Source organism: Bradyrhizobium sp. USDA 3397, assembly GCF_054060965.1.
The window spans coordinates 1551042-1576727 of the sequence record NZ_JBSSDS010000001.1 but is presented as its reverse complement, the minus strand read 5'-3'; the positions used below and the strand labels follow the sequence as shown (position 1 = coordinate 1576727).

At 64.8% G+C, this 25686-nt stretch carries 28 protein-coding genes and 1 pseudogene; 14 read left to right on the top strand and 15 right to left on the bottom strand.

What is annotated here, in order from left to right; genetic code table 11:
- Positions 1 to 48: 48 nt before the first annotated feature.
- Together ACVWYQ_RS07395 and ACVWYQ_RS07390 are read right to left on the bottom strand one after the other, a co-directional pair.
- Positions 49 to 1074, bottom strand: coding sequence for an aldo/keto reductase (locus ACVWYQ_RS07395; protein ID WP_157286657.1), 1026 nt, complete (start codon positions 1072 to 1074; stop codon positions 49 to 51).
- Between the two features lie 121 nt (positions 1075 to 1195).
- Entirely contained in the window at positions 1196 to 2101 is a 906-nt protein-coding gene (locus ACVWYQ_RS07390; RefSeq protein WP_271538207.1) for a LysR substrate-binding domain-containing protein, read from the bottom strand.
- A 227-nt stretch (positions 2102 to 2328) separates the two neighbouring features.
- On the opposite strand from ACVWYQ_RS07390, the gene ACVWYQ_RS07385 reads away from it, so the two are divergent.
- Positions 2329 to 3651, top strand: a complete 1323-nt coding sequence (locus ACVWYQ_RS07385; protein WP_271538205.1) for an aspartate aminotransferase family protein — start codon at positions 2329 to 2331, stop codon at positions 3649 to 3651.
- Positions 3652 to 3671: 20 nt separating this feature from the next.
- Positions 3672 to 4574, top strand: a complete 903-nt coding sequence (locus tag ACVWYQ_RS07380) for an amino acid ABC transporter substrate-binding protein (protein WP_271538203.1) — start codon at positions 3672 to 3674, stop codon at positions 4572 to 4574.
- Between the two features lie 5 nt (positions 4575 to 4579).
- Here the strand turns inward: ACVWYQ_RS07380 and ACVWYQ_RS07375 are convergent, their stop codons facing one another.
- Complete coding sequence (locus ACVWYQ_RS07375; RefSeq protein WP_404540630.1) at positions 4580 to 5536, bottom strand: AraC-like ligand-binding domain-containing protein; 957 nt, start codon at positions 5534 to 5536, stop codon at positions 4580 to 4582.
- Between the two features lie 194 nt (positions 5537 to 5730).
- Here ACVWYQ_RS07375 and ACVWYQ_RS07370 point away from each other — a divergent pair, with 194 nt between their 5' ends.
- Positions 5731 to 6747 (top strand): carbon-nitrogen hydrolase family protein, encoded by a 1017-nt coding sequence (locus ACVWYQ_RS07370; protein ID WP_456725552.1) that lies wholly within the window; start codon positions 5731 to 5733, stop codon positions 6745 to 6747.
- Positions 6748 to 6775: 28 nt separating this feature from the next.
- The gene (locus ACVWYQ_RS07365) at positions 6776 to 7816 is read left to right on the top strand and encodes a phenylacetaldoxime dehydratase family protein (protein ID WP_456725551.1); all 1041 of its coding nucleotides are present in this window, start codon (positions 6776 to 6778) and stop codon (positions 7814 to 7816) included.
- On the opposite strand, the gene ACVWYQ_RS07360 is transcribed toward ACVWYQ_RS07365, so the two are convergent.
- The gene (locus ACVWYQ_RS07360) at positions 7813 to 8451 is read right to left on the bottom strand and encodes an HAD family hydrolase (protein ID WP_456725550.1); all 639 of its coding nucleotides are present in this window, start codon (positions 8449 to 8451) and stop codon (positions 7813 to 7815) included. The two genes, ACVWYQ_RS07365 and ACVWYQ_RS07360, sit on opposite strands and share 4 nt — an antisense overlap.
- 88 nt (positions 8452 to 8539) lie before the next feature.
- Between ACVWYQ_RS07360 and ACVWYQ_RS07355 the strand changes: the two genes are divergently transcribed.
- From ACVWYQ_RS07355 to tsaA, 4 genes and pseudogenes are all read left to right on the top strand, one after another.
- Complete coding sequence (locus tag ACVWYQ_RS07355) at positions 8540 to 9493, top strand: lytic transglycosylase domain-containing protein (protein ID WP_456727129.1); 954 nt, start codon at positions 8540 to 8542, stop codon at positions 9491 to 9493.
- Between the two features lie 212 nt (positions 9494 to 9705).
- A pseudogene (locus tag ACVWYQ_RS07350) lies at positions 9706 to 10445 on the top strand (AzlC family ABC transporter permease).
- Positions 10442 to 10792 carry an AzlD domain-containing protein gene (locus tag ACVWYQ_RS07345; protein ID WP_036015173.1) on the top strand — a complete coding sequence of 117 codons (351 nt, stop codon included), beginning with the start codon at positions 10442 to 10444 and terminating at the stop codon, positions 10790 to 10792. Before ACVWYQ_RS07350 ends, ACVWYQ_RS07345 begins: the two are co-directional and overlap by 4 nt.
- Positions 10793 to 10824: 32 nt before the next feature.
- Positions 10825 to 11316, top strand: coding sequence for a tRNA (N6-threonylcarbamoyladenosine(37)-N6)-methyltransferase TrmO (tsaA, locus tag ACVWYQ_RS07340; RefSeq protein ID WP_271538189.1), 492 nt, complete (start codon positions 10825 to 10827; stop codon positions 11314 to 11316).
- Positions 11317 to 11431: 115 nt separating this feature from the next.
- On the opposite strand, the gene ACVWYQ_RS07335 is transcribed toward tsaA, so the two are convergent.
- From ACVWYQ_RS07335 to ACVWYQ_RS07320, 4 genes are all read right to left on the bottom strand, one after another.
- Positions 11432 to 11857 (bottom strand): HIT family protein, encoded by a 426-nt coding sequence (locus ACVWYQ_RS07335; protein ID WP_456725549.1) that lies wholly within the window; start codon positions 11855 to 11857, stop codon positions 11432 to 11434.
- Positions 11858 to 11910: 53 nt separating this feature from the next.
- A complete protein-coding gene (locus ACVWYQ_RS07330; protein ID WP_275498701.1) occupies positions 11911 to 13152 on the bottom strand; it encodes a GNAT family N-acetyltransferase in 1242 nt (413 codons plus the stop codon).
- 200 nt (positions 13153 to 13352) lie between these two features.
- On the bottom strand, positions 13353 to 14099 hold the full coding sequence (locus ACVWYQ_RS07325; RefSeq protein WP_271538184.1) for a glycerophosphodiester phosphodiesterase: 747 nt from the start codon (positions 14097 to 14099) through the stop codon (positions 13353 to 13355).
- Positions 14100 to 14105: 6 nt separating this feature from the next.
- Positions 14106 to 14573: a RidA family protein gene (locus ACVWYQ_RS07320; RefSeq protein WP_271538182.1), complete on the bottom strand. Its 468-nt coding sequence runs from the start codon at positions 14571 to 14573 to the stop codon at positions 14106 to 14108.
- A 229-nt stretch (positions 14574 to 14802) separates the two neighbouring features.
- Between ACVWYQ_RS07320 and ACVWYQ_RS07315 the strand changes: the two genes are divergently transcribed.
- Both ACVWYQ_RS07315 and ACVWYQ_RS07310 read left to right on the top strand, forming a co-directional pair.
- Positions 14803 to 15648, top strand: a complete 846-nt coding sequence (locus tag ACVWYQ_RS07315; RefSeq protein WP_271538180.1) for a cell envelope integrity EipB family protein — start codon at positions 14803 to 14805, stop codon at positions 15646 to 15648.
- Between the two features lie 218 nt (positions 15649 to 15866).
- On the top strand, positions 15867 to 16268 hold the full coding sequence (locus ACVWYQ_RS07310) for a RidA family protein (RefSeq protein ID WP_018646938.1): 402 nt from the start codon (positions 15867 to 15869) through the stop codon (positions 16266 to 16268).
- 101 nt (positions 16269 to 16369) lie between these two features.
- On the opposite strand, the gene ACVWYQ_RS07305 is transcribed toward ACVWYQ_RS07310, so the two are convergent.
- From ACVWYQ_RS07305 to ACVWYQ_RS07295, 3 genes are read right to left on the bottom strand one after another with little or no spacing between them, the layout of a single operon-like run.
- A complete protein-coding gene (locus ACVWYQ_RS07305; protein WP_157286641.1) occupies positions 16370 to 16777 on the bottom strand; it encodes an ACT domain-containing protein in 408 nt (135 codons plus the stop codon).
- Positions 16777 to 18081 (bottom strand): DNA polymerase IV, encoded by a 1305-nt coding sequence (locus ACVWYQ_RS07300; protein ID WP_275498696.1) that lies wholly within the window; start codon positions 18079 to 18081, stop codon positions 16777 to 16779. The genes ACVWYQ_RS07305 and ACVWYQ_RS07300 overlap by 1 nt, the downstream gene beginning before the upstream one ends.
- Positions 18078 to 18389, bottom strand: coding sequence for a DUF3572 domain-containing protein (locus tag ACVWYQ_RS07295; protein WP_338122813.1), 312 nt, complete (start codon positions 18387 to 18389; stop codon positions 18078 to 18080). Before ACVWYQ_RS07295 ends, ACVWYQ_RS07300 begins: the two co-directional genes overlap by 4 nt.
- Positions 18390 to 18631: 242 nt before the next feature.
- Between ACVWYQ_RS07295 and ACVWYQ_RS07290 the strand changes: the two genes are divergently transcribed.
- Positions 18632 to 18997 (top strand): response regulator, encoded by a 366-nt coding sequence (locus ACVWYQ_RS07290; protein WP_008566616.1) that lies wholly within the window; start codon positions 18632 to 18634, stop codon positions 18995 to 18997.
- Positions 18998 to 19011: 14 nt separating this feature from the next.
- Positions 19012 to 20385 carry a PleD family two-component system response regulator gene (locus tag ACVWYQ_RS07285; RefSeq protein WP_225152436.1) on the top strand — a complete coding sequence of 458 codons (1374 nt, stop codon included), beginning with the start codon at positions 19012 to 19014 and terminating at the stop codon, positions 20383 to 20385.
- Between the two features lie 346 nt (positions 20386 to 20731).
- On the opposite strand, the gene ACVWYQ_RS07280 is transcribed toward ACVWYQ_RS07285, so the two are convergent.
- Positions 20732 to 21340, bottom strand: a complete 609-nt coding sequence (locus ACVWYQ_RS07280; RefSeq protein WP_333919199.1) for a TetR/AcrR family transcriptional regulator — start codon at positions 21338 to 21340, stop codon at positions 20732 to 20734.
- Positions 21341 to 21470: 130 nt separating this feature from the next.
- On the opposite strand from ACVWYQ_RS07280, the gene ACVWYQ_RS07275 reads away from it, so the two are divergent.
- Positions 21471 to 22709, top strand: coding sequence for an MFS transporter (locus tag ACVWYQ_RS07275; RefSeq protein WP_271538166.1), 1239 nt, complete (start codon positions 21471 to 21473; stop codon positions 22707 to 22709).
- Positions 22710 to 23147: 438 nt separating this feature from the next.
- Positions 23148 to 24473 carry an amidohydrolase family protein gene (locus ACVWYQ_RS07270; protein ID WP_456727128.1) on the top strand — a complete coding sequence of 442 codons (1326 nt, stop codon included), beginning with the start codon at positions 23148 to 23150 and terminating at the stop codon, positions 24471 to 24473.
- Between the two features lie 170 nt (positions 24474 to 24643).
- On the opposite strand, the gene ACVWYQ_RS07265 is transcribed toward ACVWYQ_RS07270, so the two are convergent.
- The 3 genes from ACVWYQ_RS07265 to rpmG form a co-directional block, all read right to left on the bottom strand.
- Positions 24644 to 24973: a DUF3551 domain-containing protein gene (locus ACVWYQ_RS07265; RefSeq protein ID WP_271538162.1), complete on the bottom strand. Its 330-nt coding sequence runs from the start codon at positions 24971 to 24973 to the stop codon at positions 24644 to 24646.
- The gene (locus ACVWYQ_RS07260) at positions 24904 to 25134 is read right to left on the bottom strand and encodes a DUF3551 domain-containing protein (protein ID WP_271538160.1); all 231 of its coding nucleotides are present in this window, start codon (positions 25132 to 25134) and stop codon (positions 24904 to 24906) included. The genes ACVWYQ_RS07265 and ACVWYQ_RS07260 overlap by 70 nt, the downstream gene beginning before the upstream one ends.
- A 351-nt stretch (positions 25135 to 25485) precedes the next feature.
- Entirely contained in the window at positions 25486 to 25653 is a 168-nt protein-coding gene (gene rpmG / locus ACVWYQ_RS07255) for a 50S ribosomal protein L33 (protein WP_007603295.1), read from the bottom strand.
- Between the last annotated feature and the right edge of the window lie 33 nt (positions 25654 to 25686).

Genomic DNA, 25686 nt, shown 5'->3' with positions numbered 1-25686 from the left:
CGCGCTGCCAGCGCGCCGGCTTACCCAAGCGCGCTTGATGCAGCTGTCCTACACCGCCGGTGGATTGCGGTCGCTGAAGGTCACGCGCTGGTGCCAGTAGGGATAGGGCAGCGTCACCGTGCTCGCGGCATCGAGCTTTGCGACCTGGTCCTTGGTCAAGGACCAGCCGACCGCGCCGAGATTTTCGCGCAGCTGGGTCTCGTTGCGTGCGCCGATGATCAGCGTCGAGACCGTCGGGCGCTGCAGCAGCCAGTTCAGCGCGATCTGCGATACGCTCTTGCCGGTCTCCTTTGCGATCTCGTCGATCGCATCGACGACACGGTAGACGTGCTCGTCCGAGACGGGCGGTCCGAATTCGGCCGTCTTGGGCAGGCGGCTGACTTCCGGTTTCGGCTGACCGCGGCGGATCTTTCCGGTGAGGCGCCCCCAGCCGAGCGGCGACCAGACCACGGCGCCCAACCCCTGGTCGAGGCCGAGCGGCATCAACTCCCATTCGTAGTCGCGCCCGATCAGGGAGTAGTAGGTCTGGTTGGCGACGTAACGCGGAAAACCGTGCTTGTCGGCGACAGCGAGCGACTTCATCAGGTGCCAGCCCGAGAAATTCGAGACGCCGACATAGCGGATCTTGCCGGCGCGCACGAGCACGTCGAGAGTCGAGAGCACCTCTTCGGGCGGCGTGAAGGCATCGAAACCGTGGAGCTGGAACAGATCGATGTAATCGGTGCCGAGCCGGCTCAGCGAACCGTCGATGGCTTTGAGCAGGTGCTCACGCGACGAGCCGATATCGTTGGGACCGTCGCCAAAGCGGAAGGTCGCCTTGGTCGAGATCAGGACCTTGTCGCGGCGACCCTTGATGGCCTCACCGAGCACCCGCTCGGACTCGCCGAGCGAGTAGACATTCGCGGTGTCGAACATCGACACGCCGGCCTCGAGGCAGATGTCCAGAAGACGCCGCGCCTCGGTCGCGTCCGTCGTGCCCCATGCCGCAAGGCGGCCGACGCCGCCGAACGTGCCCGTTCCCAGGCTCAAGGCAGGCACCATGAGGCCGGACCGGCCCAAGCGTCGGTATTCCATCGATCTGCTCCTCGGCTGGCCGCTCGTTGATCGGTACGGCCTTGGTGCCGAGTTTAGCGCAAGCGGGTGCCTTGTCCTATCACGCGCTCACATGGCGGCTCTGCTTGGTAGTCCGTATTTGTTAGGCTACGCTCGTGGTCTGCAAGTTTGCAGCCGAGATCTTCGCGCGCAGCCAAGCCTCGAACGCGCTGACATGGCTACGCCCTTTCGCCTCAGCCGAGCGCACCAGATAGTAGGAGATCGTCTCCACTTCGAATTTGGGTTCGCGGAACGGTACGATGAGCGTGCCCTTGTCCAGCTCCTCGGCGGCAAGGATCTCGCTCTCCAGCACCACGCCAAGCCCCTCGACGGCTGCATCGATCGCCATGGTGGAGCGGTCGAACCACAATTCGTGACGCGCCTTGATGATCGCGCCTGTGACCTTGCGCAGATAATCGGTCCAGGTCAGCGCGTTCGAGGAATGGATCAGCGTGGCGCGCGCGAGATCGCCGGGCTCGCGCAGGTCGAGCTGCTCGATCAGCCGCGGGCTGCAGAGCGGGCGCAGGCGCTCGGCGAGGAGCGGCTCAATCTGCCTGTCGTTCACGACTGGTGGGCGCCCATAGGCGATCGCGAGGTCGAAGCGGATGGTTTCGAGATCGCGCAGATCGGCGATGGTCGACAGTCTGATCCCGATCTCCGGATGCTGGCCGATGAAATCTCCGATCCGCGGTTGTAGCCATTTGGCGGCAAAGCTCGGTCCGCTGGCGATGAACAAATGATCACGCTGCGATTGCGGCGCCACCAGCCGCGTCGCACCCATGATCGTGCCGAACGCGCGCTCGATCTCGCCGGCATAGAGGCGGCCGGCGTTGGTAAGTACGGCACGGCCGGCCTGCCGCGAGAACACGCGCACGCCGAGAAAATCTTCGAGGTTCTGGATGTGATGGCTGATCGCGGAAGGCGTGACCCCGAGCTCCTCGGCAGCGCGGCTGAAGCTGCCGTGGCGGGAAGCAGCTTCGAACGCCGACAGCGCTTTCAGCGGCGGCATGCGCGGCCGCCCCGTTGAGCTTGCTTCATCGGCTGCTGAGTTTTTTGAACTGGCGCCCATCATGTCTGCCCGGTTACGAATTTCTCCATTGCACTGGCAAGTTTCGTACCGCGAACGCCCCGACGCAACAGCTGCGTGCCCACAACCTGACCCGAGACCGGCGAGCAGGCTCCGCATCGCCGCCCGTGCCCCGCGCGCGGCAGATGCCGCTTGCTTAAGGAGACGCCATGACTTCAGCGCTGAAACAAGCCGCCGACGAATTCCTGGTGCGGTACGGCGGAGACGTGTTCCCGAACCTTTTTACGACCGCGAAGGGGACCATCGTCACCGACAGCGACGGGCGCGACTATCTCGATTTCACCTCGGGGCAGATGTGCGCGACGATCGGCCACAACCACGCTGCTATTGTCGCGGCGGTGGAGCGGGCCGGGAAGAAGGCGTTCCATATGTTCAGCGGGATGATTCCCGAAGTGGTGGCCGAGCTCGCCCAGGTGCTGGCGACGGATTGGCTGCCCGGCGATCTCAAGCGCTCGATCTTCATCAACACCGGCTCGGAGGCGACTGAAGTCGCGCTCCGGATGGCCAAGATGTACACCGGCGGCTATGAGGTCCTTGTCCTCGGCGGCTCCTGGCACGGCATCACCGGCGGCGCCGCCTCGGTCTCGATGGCGAGCGACCGCAAGGGCTATGGTGTGCCGCCGCCCGGCGTGTTCGTCATCCCCGAGCCGAATGCCTATCGTCCCTACATCGACAAGGGGAGTGAGGAAGCATCCGCGCTCGCCAATCTCGAGCTGGCGCTGAAAATGTTCGACATGCAGTCGAGCGGGCGGGGCGCGGCGATCATCGCCGAGCCCGTGATCAGCGCCGGCGGCGTGCTGGTGCCGCCAAAGGCCTTCATGGAGGCGCTACGTAGAGCCGCCGACGACCGCGGAATGCTGCTGATCTTCGACGAGGCCCAGACGGCGTTCGGACGCATCGGCCGGAAGACGGGATCGGAACATTTCGGTGTCGTGCCTGACATCATAACGATGTCGAAAACGCTCGGCGGCGGGCTGCCGCTCGCGGCTGTATCGACCACCGAGGCGATCGAGAGCAAGCTGCACGAGGATCACTTTACCTATTACACCAGCCACGTCTCCGATCCGCTGCTGGCCGAGGTCGGGCTCGCGGTGCTGCGTGTGATCGCGGAGGAGAAGCTGGTCGAGCGTGCCAACGTCATGGGCGCCTATCTGCGCGACCACTTCGAGGGTCTTCAGCAGAAATACGAGCAGATCGGCGACATCAGGGGCATGGGGCTTCTGCTCGGCGTCGAGCTGGTCACCGACCGCAACAGTCGGCGCGCGGCCCACCAGCTCGGCGGCCTGACGACGAAGAAGTGCTTTGAACATGGGCTGAGCATGAACATCCGCCGCCGGCCCGAGCGCGGATCGGTGTGGCGCATCGCCCCGCCGCTGACCGTCTCGACCGAGGAGATCGACCGCGCCGTCGAGATCCTGGATCGATCCTTGAGGGAAAGCCTCGACGAGTTGTCGCGAAATTCCGCCGCATGATCAACAGTCCGGAGGCCGACATGATCCGCAGACACGCGCCGACGCTTGCCCTGGCCGTACTTTCGCTTGCGCTGTTGGACGTTCCGACGGCGCAAGCGGCCAGCCCAACCCTCGACAAGATCAGAGAGGTCGGCAAGATCAGCCTCGGCTATCGGGAGGCTTCCATCCCATTCGCCTATCTCGGATCGGACCAGAAGCCGATCGGGCTCTCGCTCGATCTCTGCTCCGCGGTGGCCGACAAGATCAGGATCGTGCTGCAGCGGCCGGAGCTGGGGATCGACTATGTCCCGGTGAATGCGTCCAATCGCATCCCGCTGCTCCAGAACGGCACCATCGACGTCGAGTGCGGCAGCACGACCAACACTGCCGAACGTCAGAAGCAGGTTTCGTTCTCCGTTGCGACCTATGTGGCATCACCGCGCTGGCTGGTGTCTGCGGCGTCGCGGGTGATGGAGCCGAAGGGCCTCGACGGGCAGACGGTCGTCATCACGCAGGGCTCGTTGAACGTTGCGGTCGCAAAGCAGGTTCTCGGCGAGCAGAAACTGAACGTGACGATCATCCAGGCCAAGGATCACGCCGAGTCCCTGCTGATGCTGGGAACGGGCCGCGCCGCGGCGTGGTTCGAGGACGACATCCTGATCGCCGGGCTCGTCGCGAACGCGTCCGATCCGAAGGCCTTCCGGATGCTGGGCGCGACCTATGCGCCGTCCTACTACGGATTGATGACCCGTCGGGAAGATCCCGAGTTCAAGGCCTTGGTCGACACCGCGATCAAGGAGAACATGGCCTCCGGCGCGTTCGACAAGCTCTATGCCAAATGGTTCGAGGCGCCGATTCCGCCGAAGGGACAGAACCTCCGGCTTCCCATGAGCGAGGCGATGAAGGCCCGCGTCGCCTCACCGAGCGAAACGCTCGCGCCGTAGGAGCGTCAATGCCGCAACTGGCTCTGCCTGAAGTCGCGCGGCGACATCCCGAAATGATCGCGGAAGACGCGGCCGAAATGCGAGAGGTCGTTGAAGCCCCAGGCGAAGGCGATTTCGCTGATGTGGCGATGGGCGAGCAGAGGCGAGGCGAGATCCCTCCGACATCGGGCGAGGCGTTCGGCAAGGACATGACGCTGGAAGGAGGTGTCCTCGTCTGCGAGAAGATCGTTGACATAGCGCGGGGAGATGCCGAGCGCGGCTGCGGTCTCAGCGACCGAGAGATCGGGATCGGCGAGGTGCGCGCGGATGTGCGCCTTCACTCGGTAGAGCAGGGCCGAGCGGTGGGTCGAGGACGGCAGCGGTGACTTGCCGAGCCGCTCGCTCAACGCCATCGCGAGCAGATCAACTGCCTGCTCCGACAGCGCCGTGGCCGTATCCGGAGCCAAGCTATCCGCATTCTGGCAGAGCCGGACAATGAAATCATAGGCGAGCCGCTCGAGCGGTGCGTCGACGCCAAATGACATTGCGGTCAGCGTCTCGGTGCCGCCGAGCCGCCGCTGCAGCATCTCGCGTGGGACCTTGAAGATGGTCTGCGTAAAACTGTCGTTGAACTTCAGCTCGTACGGGCGCGTTGTGTCGTAGATCGCGAACTCGCCAGGGTGGATCACGGTCTCGCGGCCGTCCTGCGCAACGCCACCGTTGCCGCGGTTGCCGAGCGCGACGAGGACGAAGTCCTGATCCGAGCGCGCGATGCGCGACGGTGTGCGGAAGACGTGCTGGCGGTCCGAGCAGACCTCGGAGCACACGGCCTTGCCGAGCGAGGCCTGCGTGACCGAGCCATGAAAGGCGCTGCCGAGGTCGGACTTGCAGTCGAGCCCGACGAAGACGTCGCAGACGATGTCCTGCCAGAGCGCGAGCCGCCGGTAGCCGGGACTGCCGTCTGTCGTGAACTGGATTGGCATCAGGACAGCCTCCCTTTCACATCCTGCAAAACCGCATGTTGGCGCAGATCGAGCCTGACCGGAGGCAAATTCCGTACCGGGCGATCCCTTCCAGTCGAGTTTTTGTTCCGCCGTGGTCGAGCGCCTGGCCGCCCGGCTTGGCCAAATAGACTGCATCGGACGTGGCTTGCGATCAACCGGCAATGGAGGCGGCAATGGGCATCGAACATCCGAAATACAAGGTTGCGGTGGTGCAGGCGGCTCCGGCCTGGCTCGATCTCGACGCTTCGATCGACAAGTCGATTGCGCTGATCGGGGAGGCCGCGGAAAAGGGCGCCAAGCTGATCGCCTTTCCGGAAGCTTTCATCCCCGGCTACCCTTGGCACATCTGGCTGGATTCCCCGGCCTGGGCGATCGGGCGGGGCTTCGTGCAGCGCTATTTCGACAACTCGCTGTCCTATGACAGCCCACAGGCCGAGCGCCTGCGCGAGGCCGTGCGCAAGGCAAAGCTCACCGCCGTGATCGGCCTGTCCGAGCGCGATGGCGGCAGCCTTTACCTCGCGCAATGGCTGATCGGTCCCGATGGCGAGACCATCGCAAAGCGCCGCAAGCTGCGGCCGACCCATGCCGAGCGCACGGTCTATGGCGAAGGCGACGGCAGCGACCTTGCCGTGCATGCGCGGCCCGACATCGGCCGGCTCGGCGCGCTGTGCTGCTGGGAGCACCTGCAGCCGCTGTCGAAATACGCGATGTACGCTCAGAACGAGCAGGTCCATGTCGCGGCCTGGCCGAGCTTCTCGCTCTACGATCCCTTCGCGCCGGCATTAGGGGCCGAGGTCAACAACGCGGCTTCGCGCGTCTATGCGGTGGAAGGCTCCTGCTTCGTGCTCGCGCCCTGCGCCACCGTCTCGCAGGCCATGATCGACGAGCTCTGCGACCGGCCGGACAAGAATGCGCTGTTGCATGCCGGCGGCGGCTTTGCGGCCATCTACGGCCCCGACGGCAGTCAGATCGGGGACAAGCTGGCGCCCGATCAGGAAGGCCTGCTGATCGCAGAGATCGATCTCGGCGCCATCGGCGTTGCCAAGAATGCCGCCGATCCCGCAGGCCATTATTCGCGGCCCGACGTCACACGGCTGCTGCTCAACAAGAAGCGGTACCAGCGGGTCGAGCAGTTCGCGCTGCCGGCCGACACCGTCGAGCCCATGGACATTGCCGCGGCGGCAAGCTGATCGCGGCGATCACGGGGAGGGCATGGCTATGGAATCCGCAGTTCCTGCTCATCTCGAGACGCCACGCACGCGCCACAAGCGCGTGCCGGACGATTACCAGCCGCCATATCCGTCCTTCGTGGCGCGCTACAAGCCTTCGGTCAGCCGGGTCGTGATGGCCTATTTCGGTGTTCAGTATGGCGGTGCGGCACCGGCGGCAGCAATTGACGCGTTGAAAGAACTCGCAGGATTGTTCGCAATGGATGGCGGCCCGTCACATTGGGACCGTGCGCGTTATGCCGATCAGTCCGGCTCCGAGAATGTTGTCACAGTCGCTTATTGGGACAATCTCGCGCGCTTTGATGCCTGGTTCGCGCGAGCTCGCGAGATGTGGACCGGGCGGCAGCGCGAAGGCATCGGTACCTTCATCGAGGTGTTGCGTCCCATTGTGACCCGTCACGAGACGCTGTTCTCCTCGCCCGATCGGCCGGAAGGTATCGCCGTCGTTGCGGAGGGCATGAGCGGTGAGGTGCAGGAGCACGCCTATTGGGGCGGCATGCGCGATCGCATCCCGCAATCACAGACCGATGCCATGGCGCCCGCGGGGACTCTAGGGCTGATCCGCGACGGCGCGCGGCTGAGAGTCGTGGCGCACGATAATCTCTGCCTGATCCGGTCCGGGCAGGACTGGAGCGATACGGAAGCATCCGAGCGAAAGCTCTATCTCGACGACGTCGAACCGGTGCTACGCGAGGGCATGGATTTTCTGCGCGATGATGGCCTCGCGATTGGCTGCTATGCCAACCGCTATATGCAGGTGCTGACGGCCGACGGCAGCGCGAGCGAAAAGTCCTACGGTCAGAGCTGGTGGAAGAGCCTCGCCGCGCTCGAACGCTGGGCGGAGTCGCATCCCACTCACGTCAAGATCTTCGGCGCGGCTATGAAATATCTGTCGACGCTCGGGCCGTCAGCCAAGCTGCGGCTCTATCACGAGGTGACGGTGGCAGCCGCCGATGAACAGTTCTTCGAATATCTGAACTGTCACCCGAAGACGGGTATGCTTGCTGCGGTCGAAACGGTCAGCACCTAAGCGACGCAATGGCCGAGCAGCTCGGGATGTGCCGCGCAGATGTGATGCGCGCCGGCCTCCCGCAGCTCGGCCTCGCTGCCGTAGCCGTAGAGCACGCCGATGGCAGTCATCCCGTTGGTCCTGGCGCCGACCACGTCGTGGCTGCGGTCGCCGATCATGATCGCGCTGTTCGCATCGACGCTGGCCTCGTCGAGCGCGTAGCGAAGCAAGTCGCGCTTGTCGACACGCGTGCCGTCGAGCTCGGAGCCGAACACGCGTTCGAAATACGGCTTCAACCCGAAATGATCGACGACGCGGCTGGCGTAGACGGCGGGCTTGCTGGTCGCCACGAACATGCGCTGACGTGTCGCTGCGAGCGAAGATAACGTGTCCGTAATTCCGCTGTAAGCCTCGTTCTCGAACAGGCCGATATCGCTGAAGCGCTCGCGATAAAGCAGCAGTGCGCGGTCGGCGAGCTCATCGGCTCCGGTGAGCTTGCGCAGGCTGGCAAGCAGCGGAGGGCCGATGCACCAGGTCAGTTCGTCCTCGCTCGGCACGGGAACGCCGAGCCGTTCCAGCGCATATTGGATCGAGCGGGTGATCCCGGGCTTCGGGTTCGTCAGCGTGCCGTCGAGATCAAAAAAGATTGTCACCATCGGGCGGGACCGGTGTCGATACTGCCGTCTGTTGCTAGTTGGCTCTGGTTCCAAGTCAAGGTCCGATTTGTCCTATTACGTCGATGCCATGCGAATAGCTCGGGTCATTGCTGTCTTGTGCCAGGTCCTCGTGCAGTCGCCAGCGCTTGCAGAGGAGGCGCCCCCCATCGATGCGCCTCCGAAGGCCGAGGAACCCGAGAGGCCGCCGGAGAAACCAAACGACGCGCGCGAGAGCGACACGCGGGAGTCGATCTGCCTGATCGTGGAGGCGGCCGCGCGCGACAATAGCCTGCCGCTGGAATTCTTCGCGCGCGTGATCTGGCAGGAAAGCCGCTTTCAGGCCGATGCGGTCGGGCCGATGACGCGCAGCGGCCAGCATGCGCAGGGGATCGCGCAGTTCATGCCGGGCACTGCCAGCGAGCGCGGGCTGCTCGATCCGTTCAATCCGGTGCAGGCCTTGCCGAAGTCGGCCGAATTCCTGAATGAGCTGCGCAACCAGTTCGGCAATCTCGGCCTTGCCGCCGCCGCCTACAACGCCGGCCCTCGGCGGGTGCAGGAATGGCTCGCCGGCACCGGACCGATGCCCGAGCAGACCCGCAATTACGTCTATGCCATCACCGGCACCAGTGTCGATGCCTGGGCCAAGGCGGGGAGCACCGGCAAGGGACCGCCCAGCTCACCCCCGACGAGCTGCCGTGATCTGATGGCGCTGCTCAAGCGTGCTCCCAATCCGTTCGTCGCCGAGCTCGAGCAGCATGTCGAGCTCGCGGCCGCAAAGATCTGGGGCGTCCAGCTCGCGGCCGGCTTCGACCGCAACAGGGCGCTCGCAATGTATTCCCGGGCCGTGACGAAGCTGAGCACCGTGATCGGCGAGCGCGATCCGAGCCTGCTCTCCTCGGTGGTGCGCAGCCGCGGCACGCGCGCCTTCTATCAGGTCCGCATCGGCGCCGATACACGCGCCGAGGCCGATGATCTGTGCAACCGCATCCGCAAGGCGGGCGGGGCCTGCTTCGTTCTGAGAAACAGGGGTGTGGCGGGGTAGGATGAGCTGTCATTCCGGGGCGCGATGAAGTGGCGAACCCGGAATCCACAGCGATTCCTGCGGCCTGATGGATTCCGGGTTCGCGCCAAGTGGCGCGCCCGGAATGACGGCGGTGGGTGTGTCACGCATGCCAGCCCCGCCGCACCCTTCCTTGACGCGCGCCCCCGTCTCGCCCGTTATGCCGGCACGATTCCTCAACGGCCAAAGCTTCCGTGGCGCTTCCTCCGCTCGATTCACCGCAATGGAATAGTCCCTGGCGCGCCTTCGCGTGGGGACTGCGCTCGATCACGCAGACGATCCTCACCATCGTGCTGTTCGTGACCTATCTCGGCATCGGTGCGCTCGCTCACGACACCCATTCAGCCTGCTCTGGGCATTGTGCTCGACGCTGTTCGTCTGGGCAGGTCCGGCGCAGATCATCCTGATCACCACGCTCGGCTCGGGCGCCACCATCATCCAGTCGGCGATCGCGGTGACAGTCAGCGCCATCCGCCTGTTTCCGATGGTGGTCTCTGTGCTGCCGCTGATGCGCACACCCACGACCAAGCGGCGCGAGCTGATTTTCGCCGCGCATCTCACCGCAGTGACGCTGTGGGTCGAATGCCATCGCTTCCTGCCGCAGGTGCCGCGCGAACGGCGGATCGCCTTCGTCCACGGGCTCGGCTGCGGGCTCGTCTCCGTGTGCCTCGCCGCCAATATCGTCGGCTATTTCCTCGCCGCCAACCTGACGCAGACGCTTGGTGCGGCGATCCTGCTGTTGACGCCGCTGTCGTTCCTGTTCTCGACCGCGCGCAACAGCCGCGAAGCCGCCGACGTCGTCGCGCTCGTGCTGGGCATCGTGCTCTATCCTCTGGCGGCGAAGATGAACTCCGGTCTCGACATCCTCGTCAGCGGCGTGGTCGCCGGGACGATCGCCTATGGCGTGCACTGGTGGCGGGAGGTGCGCGCATGAGCTTTGCGCAAGCCATCGGCGACTGGCACGCGCTTGCCGTCCTGTTCGTCGCCGGCGTCGTTCCCAACCAGATCTGGCGCATGCTGGGCCTGTGGTTCGGCGGCGGCATCGACGAGGGCTCGGAGCTGCTGGTCTGGGTCAGGGCGGTCGCCACCGCGATCCTGGCCGGCGTCATCGCCCAGATCGTGGTCCAGCCACCGGGCGCGCTGGCCAGCGTGCCTGACGTCCTGCGTTATGGCGCGGTCGGTGCCGGGCTCGTCGTTTTCCTGCTGACCCGCCGTTCGATCTTCGCGGGCGTGGTCACGGGCGAGGTCTTCATGCTGGCCGGCAAGTGGTGGTTGGGCTAAAACCGCCAGCGAACAGCCAGGGAATAGGACATATGGTTCGCGAACAGGAGCTCCGCGAGGGCGAGGTCGCCATCGAGCTGCCGCCGCCGCAAGATGCCGGCCTCGTCTTCATCGGCCGTATCCGCACGCCCTGGTCGTCGCGGCTGGAGACGCCGCGGCAGGGGCGTCACGATGGCCCGATCTGCCGGCTCGAGATCTTCGAGCCGTTCGTGCCCGCGATCAAGGGCGTCGATTTCTACAGCAATCTCGAGGTCCTGTACTGGCTCGACAAGTCGCGCCGCGACATCATCCTGCAGAGCCCGAAGAACAACGAGAAGACCCGCGGCACGTTTTCGCTGCGCTCGCCGGTGCGGCCCAATCCGATCGGCACCTCGATCGTCAAGCTGGTCGGCATCGATGGCAATGCCATCCTGGTGCGCGGCCTCGATTGCATCGACAACACGCCGCTGATCGACATCAAGCCCGACCGCTGCGAGTTCACGCCGCTGGCCGCGCCGCAAAAGGGTGATTTCGAGACGGAGTGACTTTCTCCGTCATTCCGGGGCGACGCGAAGCGTCGAACCCGGAATCCATCGGGCGGCAGTGACGGTAGTGAAATGGATTCCGGGCTCGCGACTTCGTCGCGCCCCGGAATGACGATCAACCCTTCAACGCCGCCATCAGCTTCGCCGCGTGTTCTTGCAGCACCTTGTCGTCTTCCTTGCGGCTCGCCGGCGGCAACATGGCGACGCCGTCGTGGCGCGGCATCACGTGCATGTGCAGGTGAAACACCACCTGTCCGCCGGCAGGCTCGTTGAACTGCTGCACGGTGATGCCGTCGGCGTCGAACGCCTTCATCGCGGCGGCCGCGATCTTGTGCGCGCCGCGGGCGACATCGGCGTAATCGTCGGGCTTGATGTCGAGGATGTTGCGGGCAGGGGCCTTCGGGATCACCAGCGTGTGACCGGGCACCCGCGGCATGATGTCGAGGAAGGCGAAGACGTGCTCGTCCTCGTACACCTTGTAGCAGGGCAGTTCGCCGCGCAGGATCTTTGCGAAGATGTTGTTGCTGTCGTAGGCGGTCATGGCGGCGGCTCCTCGGACGATTTGCGCTTACTGTCACCAGCCGTGGCGAGGCGTCAAGGCGCCTCGTCGGCCCCTTTGCGGAACGGGCCGAGCTCGGCGAGCTCTCGTCCGGCTTCCGCAACATAGGCGCGCTCGCGCTTGAGGTAATCGTCGATGGCGCGGCGCAGGCCAGGATCGGCGATGAAGTGGGCGGAATGCGTGGTGCGCGGCAGGTAGCCGCGCGCGATCTTGTGCTCGCCCTGCGCGCCGGCCTCGACGTGTTTGAGGCCGCGCTTGATCGCGAAATCGATCGCCTGGTAGTAGCAGACCTCGAAATGCAGGAACGGGTGATGCTCGACCGCGCCCCAATTGCGGCCGAACAGCGTGTCCGAGCCGATGAAGTTGATCGCGCCCGCAATCCAGCGATTGTTGCGGCGGGCCATCACCAGCAGCACGTCCTCGTTCATGGTCTCGCCGATCAGCGAGAAGAACTCGCGCGTCAGATACGGCCGACCCCATTTGCGCGAGCCGGTCTCCATGTAGAATGCGAAGAAGGCATCCCAGGCATCCTCGGTGATGTCCTTGCCGGTGAGCCAATGGATCGTGATGCCGGCCGCAAGGGCATCGCGCCGCTCGCGCTTGATCGACTTGCGGTGGCGCGAGTTCAACGTCGCCAGGAAGTCGTCGAAGCTCGCAAAGCCCTCATTGTGCCAGTGGAACTGCTGGTCGGTGCGCTGGAGGAAGCCGTGCTCGGCGAGCAGCTTCCATTCCGACTCCCGCGCGAAGGTGACGTGAACGGAGGAGGCCTTGCTGACGCCGCACAGCGCGATGAGCCCGCTCGCCAGCGCCTCATTGATGCGCTCGCGATCGATGCCGTCGCGCACCAGCAGCCGCGGCCCCGTGGCCGGCGTGAAGGGAACCGAGACCTGGAGCTTCGGATAGTAGCGTCCGCCGGCGCGCTCATAGGCGTCCGCCCAGCCGCGGTCGAAGACGTACTCGCCCTGGCTGTGCGATTTCAGATAGCAGGGCACGACGCCAGCCACGCGGCCGCCGAGCTTGGCGACCAGATGCCGAGGTCCCCAGCCAGTCCGGATCGTGGCCGAGCCCGATTTCTCGGCCGCAGAGAGAAAGGCGTGGGAGACGAACGGGTTATAGGCGGGTCTTGAGAGGTCGAGGGAATCGCTTGGAAGAGCGGATGAGGTTCCGGCGCCAGCCCCGTTGCACCGTCCGCCGGGATTGGCGCAGGCGTCCCAATCCTCCGGTGACACGTCGCCAATCGAAGGTACGGCCTCGAGCGTGATTTCCGATGATGCCATCGTGCCCAAGATCGTGCATTGCAGCAGCGACTTCAAGAGGGCGGGGGAACACAGGTCTCGTGCCCCGGACGCGGCGCAGCACTCCTTCAGCGGTGCGCTGCAGAGCCGGGGCCCATGTGGCAGCGCGCCCGCGGAGAGATGGGTCCCGGCTCTGCGCCGCAACGCTGAAGCGTTGCAGCTTGTCCGGGACACGCGAGGTGCTACGGCACGAACCCCTCGAAGATCATCTGGTCCGCATACCGCCCGACCCGGCTCCGCTGCTCCGGGGTGCGGACGGTCCAGCCGAGCAGGGCGCAGCCGAACAGGTTGCGGGCGATCCAGGGGGCGGGGGCCGGCAGGTGGTCGACCTTGAAGGCGACGAAATGCGGCCGGGTCTGCAAGCCGTGGCGCAGGTACAGCATGCTGTCGCGCTGTTCTTGGGTGAGGTTGGCCCAGTACTCGTCCTCATAGCTCCGCTGCGCGACGATGCCGCGCGGACGGTTGGGCAACAGGTCACGCAGCGCCAGCACCTGGTCGGGATCGAAGGACATGCCGACGGCGGGGCCGTCATACGAGGCCAACACCTCGGCCATCCGCTTCACCAGCTTGCGATCGCCACCGAAATGGCTCTTCACCTCGATCACCAGGGGCACACGTCCGGCGACCATGGCGCAGAGGTCGGCGAGCGACATCATCCGCTCGTCGGTGTCCTTGAACCTGACGGCCTTCAGCTCGGTCGCGGTCTTTGCGATCACCTCGCCGGTGGCCTCGGTGAGTCGGCCCAGGGCATGGTCGTGATGGACCATGGCCTCGCCGTCGGCCGAGAGCTGGATATCGACCTCGATCGCAAAATTACCAGCAATCGCAGCCTGCACCGCGCCCGGCATGTTCTCGACGATGCCGCGCGAAATGTCATGCAGGCCGCGATGGGCGACCGGCCGCGCTGTCAGCCAATCCGGAGCGCGCATTTGGCGTCAGGCGACCTCGAACACGCCTTCGACCTCGACCGCCGCATCCGCGGGCAGCGAGGCGACGCCGACGGTGGTGCGGGCGTGGCGGCCCTTGTCCCCGAAGGCGGCAACCATCAGGTCGGAGGCGCCGTTGAGCACCTTCGGCGCATCCAGGAAATCCGGGGCCGAGTTGATGAAGCCGCCGAGGCGCACCACGCGTACGACCTTGTCGAGATCGCCGAGCGCCGCCTTGACCTGGGCCAGCAGGTTGACGGCGCAGCCGCGCGCGGCTGCGGCGCCGTCCTCGATCGAGACGCCGGCGCCCAGCTTGCCCTTGGCGATCAGCTTGCCGGCGGGGTCGAAGCAGACCTGGCCGGAGACGAACAGGAGGTTGCCCGTGCGCACGAAGGGCACGTAGTTGGCGACGGGGGAGGGGGCCTCGTGCAGCTTGATGCCTTGCTCCGCCAGTTTCTGCTCGACCGTGCCCGCCATGTCCGACCTCGTTGTCCAAAAATCCTTCGTTCCGGCGCGTCCCCTGGATGGCCGGGCGCGCCCTGTTTCGCCCATCGTGCCGCCACATGCAAGCAACCGGAGGGGGGCGCATTGTGTTGGGGGGCAGCAGGTTCAACGTGGAGGGGCAATTTTACGTGTACGGCCTCAGTTGCGGCGCAATGGAACGGTCATTAAAATGTCGAATCTGCGCTTTCCTCAGGGAACAGACATGTTGCACCTTTTCCGGACTTCGCTCGGTGTGATGGCGCTCGCCGCAGCCAGTGTTGGCCTTGGCGGCGAAGCCCAGGCCGCCAACGGTCCGTTTCTTGCGCACCAGGCGCTCTATGACCTCCGCCTCGTCAAATCGCGCACCAATTCGGTCAATAGCGCCCGCGGCCGGATCCTCTACAATTTCACGGGGAACGCCTGTGAAGGCTATACCTCGGAATTCCGCCAGGTCTCCGAGCTCGACAGCGGCGAGGGCAAGGTCACGCTCAGCGACCTCCGCTCCAACTCCTGGGAGGATGCCGCGGGCAAGAGCTACCGTTTCAAGATCGAGACGCGCATGAACGAGACGGATGCCGGCCGCGTCGACGGCTCTGCCGAGCGCGACGGCGACCACATCAACGTCAAGCTGAAGCTTCCGGCGCCGAAGACGTTCACGCTCGACGGCAAGATCGTGTTCCCGACCGAGCAGATCCAGCGCATCATCGCAGCGGCGAGGCAAGGCAAATCGCTGCTCGAACTCTCCGTCTATGACGGCTCCGATGACGGCCAGAAGGTCTACAACACGCTGACCGTGATCGGTCAGCCGATCCCCGCCGACCGCGCCACCTCGTCCGATCCGTCGACTGCGGACGAGCACATGAAGTCGCTCAAGCGCTGGCCGGTCACCGTCAGCTATTTCGACCGCGACGCCCAGCAGAAGGAGGGCGAGCAGACGCCGGTCTATGCGATGGCGTTCGAGCTCTACGAGAACGGCGTCTCGCGCCAGCTCATGCTCGACTACAACGATTTCGTCATCTCCGGCGCCATGGGCAAGTTCGACGTGAAGGACAGCAAGCCCTGTAATTGAGGCACAGAGCTCTCCGCGCGCGCAGTGCCCGTAGGGTGGGCAAAGCGTAGCGTGCCCACCACTTCGAGGCGCGAGTGATGAAAGATGGTGGGCACGGCGCAAGGGCGCCTTTGCCCACCCTACAAGATGCCTCTTCGCCGCTTCACCGTGACAGGGCTAGCTCTCGTCACACTCTCCCGCTACGCTCCCTCACAACCACAAACTCGGGGAGCCAGCCCATGCCGAAGCTCGACCATCTCCGCCCCAGCGGCCTGCATCACAATCCAGCCTATTCCCACGTCGTCACCGCGACGGGCGCGCGCACGATCTACATTTCCGGCCAGGTCTCGACCGACGAGGAGGGGCGGATCGTCGGCGAGGGCGATATCGCCGCGCAGACGACGCAGGTGATGCAGAATCTCGGCCTCGCGCTGAAGGCCGCGGGGGCAAGCTATTCCAACATCGTCAAGATCACGACCTTCGTGGTGAACTACAAGCCGGAGCTGCGCCCCATCATCGGCAAAGCCCGTTCGGCCTTCTTCGAAGGCATGGAGCCGCCGGCCTCGACGCTTGTCGGCGTCTCCGCGCTCGCTGCGCCGGAATGGCTGATCGAGATCGAGGCGGTCGCGGTTGCGGATTGAGGTTTTCCTGTACCCCGGATGAAGCGCAAGCGTAATCCGGGAAGCCTGTCGCCACGGAGCACTGTCCCGGATTGCGCTGCGCTCCATCCGGGCTACAGGTGCTATGAGTGCTTCGCCTCCGACAGCTCTTGCAGAACGGCTATCGCCTCATCCGCACGGCCAACGGGTACGAAGAGATGGTCGTGGTGGAACGCCGACACGGCATTCACGCTGATGCCGGCGTCGGCGAGGCGCGCCGTGATTGCCGCCAGGAAGCCGACGGCATCGAGCGCGGAGTGAACCGTGAGCGTGATCAGGCGTGAGGCGAATTCGTAGCGCAGTCCCGCCCGTTCGGCATCCTCCAGCGGTGCTACGACCGTTGTGCTCTCCTGCTCGCGGAAGATCAGGAGCGGATCGACTGCTGCGGGAATAATCTCGTCTGCCGCGATCGTGCAAAATGCGAAGGTGCCCGGTCGCAGCTCCGGCTTCATCTGTCTCAGCAGCGCATTGAGATCGCGTTCGCCCGTCATCACTCCTGCGCCTTCTCCGGGCCCTGATAGGCAATGCCGCGGATCACCGCGGCGCTGCCGAACTTCTTGCGCAGGCTGTCGACCGCGCGTTCGGCGTGGGCGGCGCGGCGGTCGAGCATGTCGGTGTCGTCGATCGCGGAGCCCTCGCGCAGCGCGCTGACGCCGGCGCCCATCAGGCGGAAGGCGGTGCCGTCGATTTCCTTGGCCAGCATCTCGCGGCAGATCGAGAAGATCTTCGCGGCCAGCTGCGTCGGGGCGGCGATCGATTGCGAGCGCGTGCGCTGGCGGAAATCGGCGGTCTTCAACTTCAGCGTCACGGTGGAGCCGGCGAGCTCGCTGCTCTTCAGGCGCGACGACGTCTTCTCGCAGAGCCGCCACAGGATCTTCTCCAGCGTCGCGAAATCGCGGATATCGGTCTCGAACGTCGTCTCGCTGGAGATCGTCTTGGCGCCGCGGTCAGGCTCGACGCGGCGGTCGTCGATGCCGCGTGCGAGCCGCCACAGCCTGCGGCCCTCGCTCGGAAATTGCCGCATCATCTCGATCTCGTCGGCCTTCTGCAGATCGGCGATGATGCGGAAGCCGCGCTGCACCAGGCGTTCCTGCGTCGCGGGACCGACGCCGAAGATGAAGCCGACCGGCTTTTCCGCCAGCATCAACCGCGCTTCCTCCTGGTCGAGCGCGGCAAAGCCTCTGGGCTTGTCGAGGTCGGAGGCGATCTTGGCCAGGAACTTGTTGCAGGACAGGCCGACCGAGACGGTGATGCCGATGTCGCGCTCGACGTCGCGGGCAAAGCGCGCCAGCACCTTGGCGGGGATCATGCCGTGCACGCGCTCGGTGCCGGAGAGATCGAGGAAGGCCTCGTCGATCGAGAGCGGCTCGACTAGCGGCGTCAGCGCCTGCATGGCCTGGCGGACCTCGCGGCCGACCCGGACGTACTTTGCCATATCCGGGCGGATCACGGTCGCATGCGGGCAGGCTTCCAATGCCTTGAACATCGGCATCGCCGAGCGAACGCCATAGGTGCGCGCGATGTAGCAGGCCGCCGACACCACGCCGCGCTTGCCCCCGCCGATGATGACAGGCTTGTCGGCGATGTCAGGGTTGTCGCGCTTCTCGACCGTCGCGTAGAAGGCGTCGCAGTCGATATGGGCGATGGTCAGGCCGGCGAGCGAGCGGTGGCGGACGAGGCGGGGGGAACCGCAGGCCGTGCAGCGCCGCACGCCGAGGTTCTGTACGCCCATGTCGAGGTCGGCCAGACAATCCCGGCAGAAGCAGCGGGGCCCGGCCGGCTCTGGGACGCTCACGGCACGTCGCGCTCCCAGGAGGGGTCGCCGAGCGCATCGCCGAGGACCTGCCGCGCCGCGGCAACGTTGGTCGGGTGCAGTTCCGCGGCCTTGGCAAAGGCCTTCACGGTAGCATCGTCCCGCATCACGAAATCGAGCACGCTGAGGAGGAAATTCGGGTTCGCGGCGGCGTTGCGCAGGGTCTCCGGACCGACCCCCGTCTCGGCCAGGAACAGGCCCAGCCGCTCAGGCTCGCCCGCGACGAAGGACAGGGCCTGAATCGCAACGATTTCAGCGACTTCGCGGGGGTTGTGAACAGGCTTTTTCACGGGGACGGTTTGCCTTTCCGTTAACTTTCGGTCTCTAATTTGGAATCATCATGCCCGAGTCTCGTGCTCAAGTCTTCCGGCCCCGGACAAGCAACTGGAAACCACATCGCAGAAAGTGGACCCTCGGGTTTAACGAAACTCAAGCGAATCTGAGGCTAGTTTGAATCCAGTTTTCGAAACGCCGGGAAGCGGCGTCTGAGGCGTCATATGTACCGGTCCTTCGGACCAATCAGGAGGGCGGGATGGCTAAGACCGTCCTGATCGTGGAAGACAACGAGCTCAACATGAAGCTCTTCCGCGACCTGTTGGAGGCGCACGGGTACCAGACCTCCGGCACCAGCAACGGCTACGAGGCGCTCGACCTCGTGCGCAAGATGCGGCCCGACCTCGTGCTGATGGACATCCAGCTGCCGCAGGTCTCCGGCCTCGAGGTGACACGCTGGATCAAGGACGATCCGGAGCTGCGTGCCATTCCCGTTGTCGCGGTCACGGCGTTCGCGATGAAGGGCGACGAAGAGCGCATCCGCGAGGGCGGCTGCGAAGCCTATTTGTCCAAGCCGATCTCGGTCGGCAAATTCATTGAGACGGTCCGGCGTTTTATCGGATAGGAAGTGAGTTCACAGTGTCCGCGCGTATCCTGGTCGTCGATGACGTTCCCGCCAACGTCAAGCTGTTAGAGGCCCGCCTTTCCGCCGAATATTTCGACGTGATGACCGCTGCGAACGGCACCGAGGCGCTCGCGATCTCAAGGCGTGCCGAATGCGACATCATCCTGCTCGACGTGATGATGCCCGACATGGACGGCTTCGAGGTCTGCCGCCGCCTCAAGACCGATCCGGCTACGCATCACATCCCGGTGGTGATGGTCACCGCGCTCGACAGCCCCGCCGACCGCAACCGCGGGCTCGAGGCCGGTGCCGACGACTTCCTGACCAAACCCGTCTCCGACGTCGTGCTGATCGCGCGGGTGCGCTCGCTGACGCGGCTGAAGATGATGACGGATGAGCTGCGCATGCGCGCCATCACCTCGCTCGAGATCGGCATGCAGGCGCCCGAGCGCAGTGCGATCGCCGACACCGGCAAGGGCGGCCGCATCCTCCTGGTCGACGACCGCCAGTCCTCCTACGAGCGGCTGGCGACGATCCTCGCTGCCGAGCACACCATCGACGTCGAGCCGAACCCGACGGAGGCGCTGTTCCACGCCGCCGAAGGCAATTACGACCTCCTGATCGTCTCGCTCGACCTCAACAATTTCGACGGCCTGCGCCTGTGCAGCCAGGCGCGCTCGCTGGAGCGCACGCGGCACGTGCCGATCCTGGCCATCGCCGACCCCGAGAACTCGACGCGGCTGCTGCGCGGCCTCGAGATCGGCGTCAACGACTACCTGCTGCGTCCGATCGACAAGACCGAGCTCTTGGCGCGCGCCCGCACCCAGATTCGCCGCCGCCGTTACACCGATCATTTGCGCGACAATGTGCAGAACTCGATCGAGATGGCGATCACCGACGCGCTGACCGGCCTGCACAATCGCCGCTACATGGAGAGCCATCTGGCGACGCTCGCCGAGCAGGCCGCGACCCGCGGCAAGCCGCTGGCGCTGATGATCCTGGACATCGACTATTTCAAGTCGATCAACGACAATTACGGCCACGATGCCGGCGACGACGTGCTGCGCGAGTTCGCGGTGCGGGTGCGCAAATCGATCCGCGGCATTGATCTCGCCTGCCGCTACGGCGGCGAGGAATTCGTCATCGTGATGCCGGAGACGGATCTCCACGTCGCCGGCATGGTCGCCGAGCGCCTTCGCCGCTCGATCGCGGGCGAGCCGTTCGCGATCCACAAGGGTGCCAAGCGCATCGAGGTCACGATCTCGATCGGCCTCACCACGCTGGAGCGCAAGGGCGAGGCCGTCGCCGACGTCCTCAAGCGCGCCGACACCGCGCTCTACCGCGCCAAGCACGACGGCCGCAATCGCGTGGTGTCGCACGCAGCGTAAGGGCCGTCCGCGCAAAGTTGCGAAAACAACCCCATGCACAGTAGCCGGTGCGAGCCGGATCAATGGGTTACGCGGGTGGCGAGTTGGCTTGCGCCGGCGGCAGCGTCATTTGACCCGTCGGGCAAAACAGGAGCATATTGGTAGGGTCGCGAAATGGTCCTGACGGGTAGTCAGGCGCCCGCGCTTCCTCCGCAAATTCCGGTGTCATTCTCCGCCTTGTGCGCAGTCGCGCACTGGAGCGGGGAATCCAGTACGCCGCAGCTTCTCGGGTCTAGCCTCACTGTCTCTGGAATACTGGATCACCCGCTTTCGCGGGTGATGACAGCGAGCGATCAGGCGAGAGCGGTTAGTCTGGAGCGCGCTTGCTCCGTTTCTCCGCCGGGTTCGCATCCTCGCCCACATCCACCCCCGCATTCCGCAACAACACCTTCGCCGCTTCCTTCGCGGCCCTTGCCATCGCGGGATCGTCACGCACCAAGTCCTGCGCGATGGAGCCGTCGACCAGCAGCACCAGCTGTGTCGCGAGAGCCTCCGCATCGGCGACGCCGAGCTCGGTCAGGCGGTCGCGAAACCAGAGGCGGCGGCTTTCCTTGAAGGCGATCGCGATCTTCTTCACGGCGCGGTCGGCGGGGCCGAGCTCGGCGACCGCGTTGACGAACGGGCAGCCGCGAAAGTCTTTCGCCGCGAAGCGTCGCTCCAGCGAATCGAACGTTGCGAGGATCTGCTCGGCGGGCGGCTTGTCGGAGGGGCGTGCGCTGACGAAGCGGCGCTCGAGATAGGCCGCGATCAGCGCGTCCTTGGACGGGAAGTGATTGTAGAGCGTGCGCTTACTGATGCCGACCTCGGCCGCGATGGTGTCGACGCCGATGGCGCGAATGCCTTGCAGATAGAACAGCTTGTCGGCGGTCTGAAGGATCCGCTCTTTCATCGTCTGTGGGGCAGGCGGGGGAGCCATGCAGCGGAATGCGTCCTGTTCGCTTGACAGCCGCTTCCATCTATAGCCTAAGTAGACAGGTCTGTGTACCCAAAAACATCGGCAAAAGCAGACGACGGCACGCGTGCCGCGCCCAAAAGGGAGAAGAAAAATGCCCCTGCTGCAGGTCCTGCGTCCGACGTTGCCGATCCTGATCGGCGCCTCGATCATGCTGACGCTGAGCATGGGGCTGCGGCAGTCGCTCGGCATTTTCATGCAGCCGCTGACGCACGACATCCACATTTCGATCTCGGATTTCACGCTTGCACTGGCCGTGCAAAACCTCGCCTGGGGCTTCCTGCAGCCGCCCGCCGGTGCACTCACCGTGCGCTACGGCTTCCGACCGATCATGATCGCGGGCGCGCTGATGTACATCGCGGGCCTCGCGCTGATGGCAACGGCGAATGGGCTTCTCAGCATCATGATCGGCGCGGGCGTGCTGATCGGGACCTCGCTCGCCTGCACCGCGGCGGCGATCGCGATGTCGGTGGCGGCACGTGCGGTGCCAGAGACGGTGCGCTCGACCGTGCTCGGCATCGTCTCCGGCGCGGGCTCGCTCGGCGCGCTGCTGTCGGCGCCGATCGGGCAGATGCTCAACGAGGGCTTTGGCTGGCGCGTCGGGCTTGCCGGCTTCGTCATCATGTCGGTGCTGATGATCCCTGCGGCCTGGTATGCCGGGCGCGTCGACAAGATTCCGTTGCCGAAGCCGGCGGCCGACGAGATCGATGATGCCACGGCTGCAGCCGCGGCGAGGACCGCGTTCGGCAATGCCTCCTTCGTGGTGATGACCTGCGCCTATCTCGTCTGCGGCATGCAGCTCGTGTTCCTCACCACGCACCTGCCGTCATATCTCGCGATCTGCGGCCTCGATCCGATGCTGAGCGCGCAGACGCTCGGCATGATCGGCGGCTTCAACGTGCTGGGCTCGCTGTTCTTCGGCTGGGCCGGCCAACGCTGGAACAAGCTGGCGCTCTTGGGCGGGATCTACATCCTGCGCTCGCTCGCGCTCGCCTGGTACTTCATGCTGCCGGCAAGCCCGTTCTCGACGCTGCTGTTCGGCGCGATCATGGGCTTTCTGTGGATGGGCGTCGGCCCGCTGGTCGCGGGCGCGGTCGCCGAGATGTTCGGCCTGCGCTGGCAGGCGATGATCCAGGGCCTCGCCTTCATGAGCCACCAGATCGGCAGCTTCCTCGGCGCCTACGGAGGCGGGCTGCTCTACGACGCGCTCGGCTCCTACACCATGGCCTGGCGCATCGGCGTCGCGCTGGGCCTTGCCGGCGGCATCGTGCAGGTCGCGTTCGCGCTGATCAAGCCGTCGCAGCCGCCGGCGCCGGTGTTGCGGACGGCGTAGCAGGGCTGCGGTCGAAATCGCGCGCAGCCGGGACCAAGGCAAGTTCGCGTAGCAGATGGCCAGTACGGCCCATGTGACGAGCATGTTCCGAACGAGAAAGCCGATCGGCTTTCTCGGCCACATCACCAACATTGATACGAATTTACGCACTGAAGTTACCTGGCCTGCTCCTGCCGCGACGTTTCGGCGATGCCTTCGACAGCCCCGTTGCGTCAAATCACTTGTCGTTTCATTATGAATGGTTACACGCTACAGTAGTCTTCGCGAACGAGAAGCGAAGGCCTCGTCTTTTACGTTGCGTTCAAGGGGCCGCGCGACATTTCGTTCGGAGAGGGGCCGTGCGCGATGATGGCAGGAACTCTCTTGAATGCGTTGTACAGTGCGCGGCGCATCCGACCGCCGATCAGCGTAACATGTCGCTCGCTGTCGATCGCAGTCATGCTCTCGGCCTGGCCCGGTGGAGCGAGCCTGGCGCAGCAAGCGCTTCAGACCGGTGGCGCGGGCACGCTCTTTCAGAACGTCCGCATCTTCGATGGCAAGAGCGCCACGCTGTCTGCCTCCTCCAACGTCTTGGTGCGCGGCAACAAGATAGAATCAATCTCGCTCCAGCCGATAGCGGTGGATAGCCCGGCGGAGATTCGCATCATCGAAGGCGGCGGGCGCACGTTGATGCCCGGCCTCATCGACAACCATTGGCATGCGATGCTGATCCGAGTGACGCCGGAACAGTCGCTCGGCGACGTCGGCTACGTCAATCTTGTCGCTGGCGACGAGGCTGCGCACACTCTGATGCGCGGTTTTACCAGCGTTCGAGACGTGGGCGGGCCGGTGTTCGGGCTCAAGAGCGCCATCGACGAGGGTATCATCAAGGGGCCGCGCATTTTTCCGTCCGGCGCGATCATTACGGTCACGAGTGGGCATGGCGACTTCCGCCAGCTTACCGACCTGCCGCGGACGATCGGCGGCATGCTCAGCCGCATGGAACAGACCGGCGGGGCAATGGTTGCGGACAGTCCCGACGAGGTCCGCGTCCGTGTCCGCGAACAGCTCATGCAAGGCGCCTCCCAAGTCAAGTTGACGGCTGGCGGCGGGGTGTCGTCGCCTTTCAGTCCGATCGACGTGACCACCTTCACCGAACCGGAAATACGCGCCGCCGTCGAAGCGGCCGAGAACTGGGGCACCTATGTCGCTGCGCATGCCTTTACGCCTGCTGCCATTCGGGGAGCCATTGCGGCTGGGGTGAAGTGTATCGAGCACGGCTTCCTGATGGACGAGGCAACAGCGAAGCTGATGGCGGAGAAGGGTGTATGGCTGAGTCTACAGCCTCTCCCCGACGATTTGAGGCTGGGCTTTCCTGTAGGCTCGGTCCAGCGAGCCAAGGCGGATGAGGTCTGGCCCGGCATAGTCAGGTCCTACGAGTTGGCGAAGAAGTACAAGATCAAGACGGCGTGGGGCACCGACGTCCTGTTCTCTGCAGCGCTCGCGCGCCAACAGGGGGCCATCCTGGCCTCGCTCGCTCGCTGGTACACGCCCGCCGAAGCGCTGACGATGGCGACATCGACGAACGCCGAACTGCTGGCGCTATCGGGCAAGCGGAATCCTTATCCCGGCAAACTCGGCGTCATGGAGCAGGGCGCGCTCGCGGATTTGCTGCTCGTCGACGGAAATCCCCTGGACAATATCGGCCTTCTTGCCGACCCCGCCAACAATTTCAGGGTCATCATGAAAGATGGGATTATCTACAAGGATGCGCTCGCCCGTTAAAGCGCGATGAGATTAGGGATGAATCATCATCGCGCTTTAGGTTGTCGTTCACGCATGATCTTTCCGGAGCCGCTTCGCACTTTTCCAGATCATGCTTGAGCACGACATCGTACCGGTGCCGGCGAATGCTCCGACAATCGCTGCCTGACGCTTCCCTTCCGCGACCGCCTCTATCGGGGATGCGGGCTGCGGCGTGGCTGGGGCGGCTGTTGCACGTAGGGGTTTTCCAGGCACATTGCCGACTGGCCCGCGGCGCTCGCTCTGCACTCGTCCCATGAACGATACTGGCACGAGATCCAGGTGATGCCGCCCCGTTTCCAGCTCTGAAGGCATACCGGCGAGTTGCCGCCGAACCGCTGCGCTGCGGCTGGACTGGGCGCGGACATGGTGATCAAGACGAAGAGGAGACAGGCAAGCGTGCGCACCACGATCAGCGCTGCCGGGGCGGAGGCGGCTGCTTGAACCTCACGCGTGGGTTCACATCGCAATACATGTTCCATCGCCCGGACGCCGACGCCAGGCATTGTTCTCGCGTCGAATACATGCATTCGCCGGGATAGCCGAGGTGCCCGCCAAAGACGCACCAGGGATATTCACGCTCAGCCTTTGCTGCGGAAGAAAATCCGATGACCATGACGACGATGAGTAGGGCGGTGCGCATGCGATTCTCCCATCATGTCTGAGCGGCGCAAGAGGTTCACTCTCGAAAGATAGCCGCTCGATGATCGTGGCTCAACAATGATGGCTCAAGCGGGTTCCTATCTCGCGCCGGAGTGTCGCAGGTAGGCGCTCGCAGAGGCGTGCGAGCGGTGTTGTCGCCACGCGCCGTCAGTAGGGCCTTTTGCGACGAAGCAATCCAGATCCTTCTGCAGAGACGTCAGGAGCACATCAGTTTGGTCTCGTGCTCTCGATGCAGCGCAGCGCCCGATAGCTTGGCCCCGGGGCACGTGCGCCGAAACGACAACGGGGCCCGCAAGGGCCCCGCAAAAATCCTTAGCGCTACGCCGCGATCTTACTTGATCTTGGCTTCGCGGAATTCGACGTGCTTGCGCGCGACCGGGTCGTACTTCTTCTTGACCAGCTTGTCGGTCATGGTGCGCGAATTCTTCTTGGCGACGTAGTAGAAGCCGGTGTCGGCCGAGGACACGAGCTTGACCTTGATGGTGACCGCTTTGGCCATGTTCTGAACCTCAGAATATCAGGGGGAATCTGG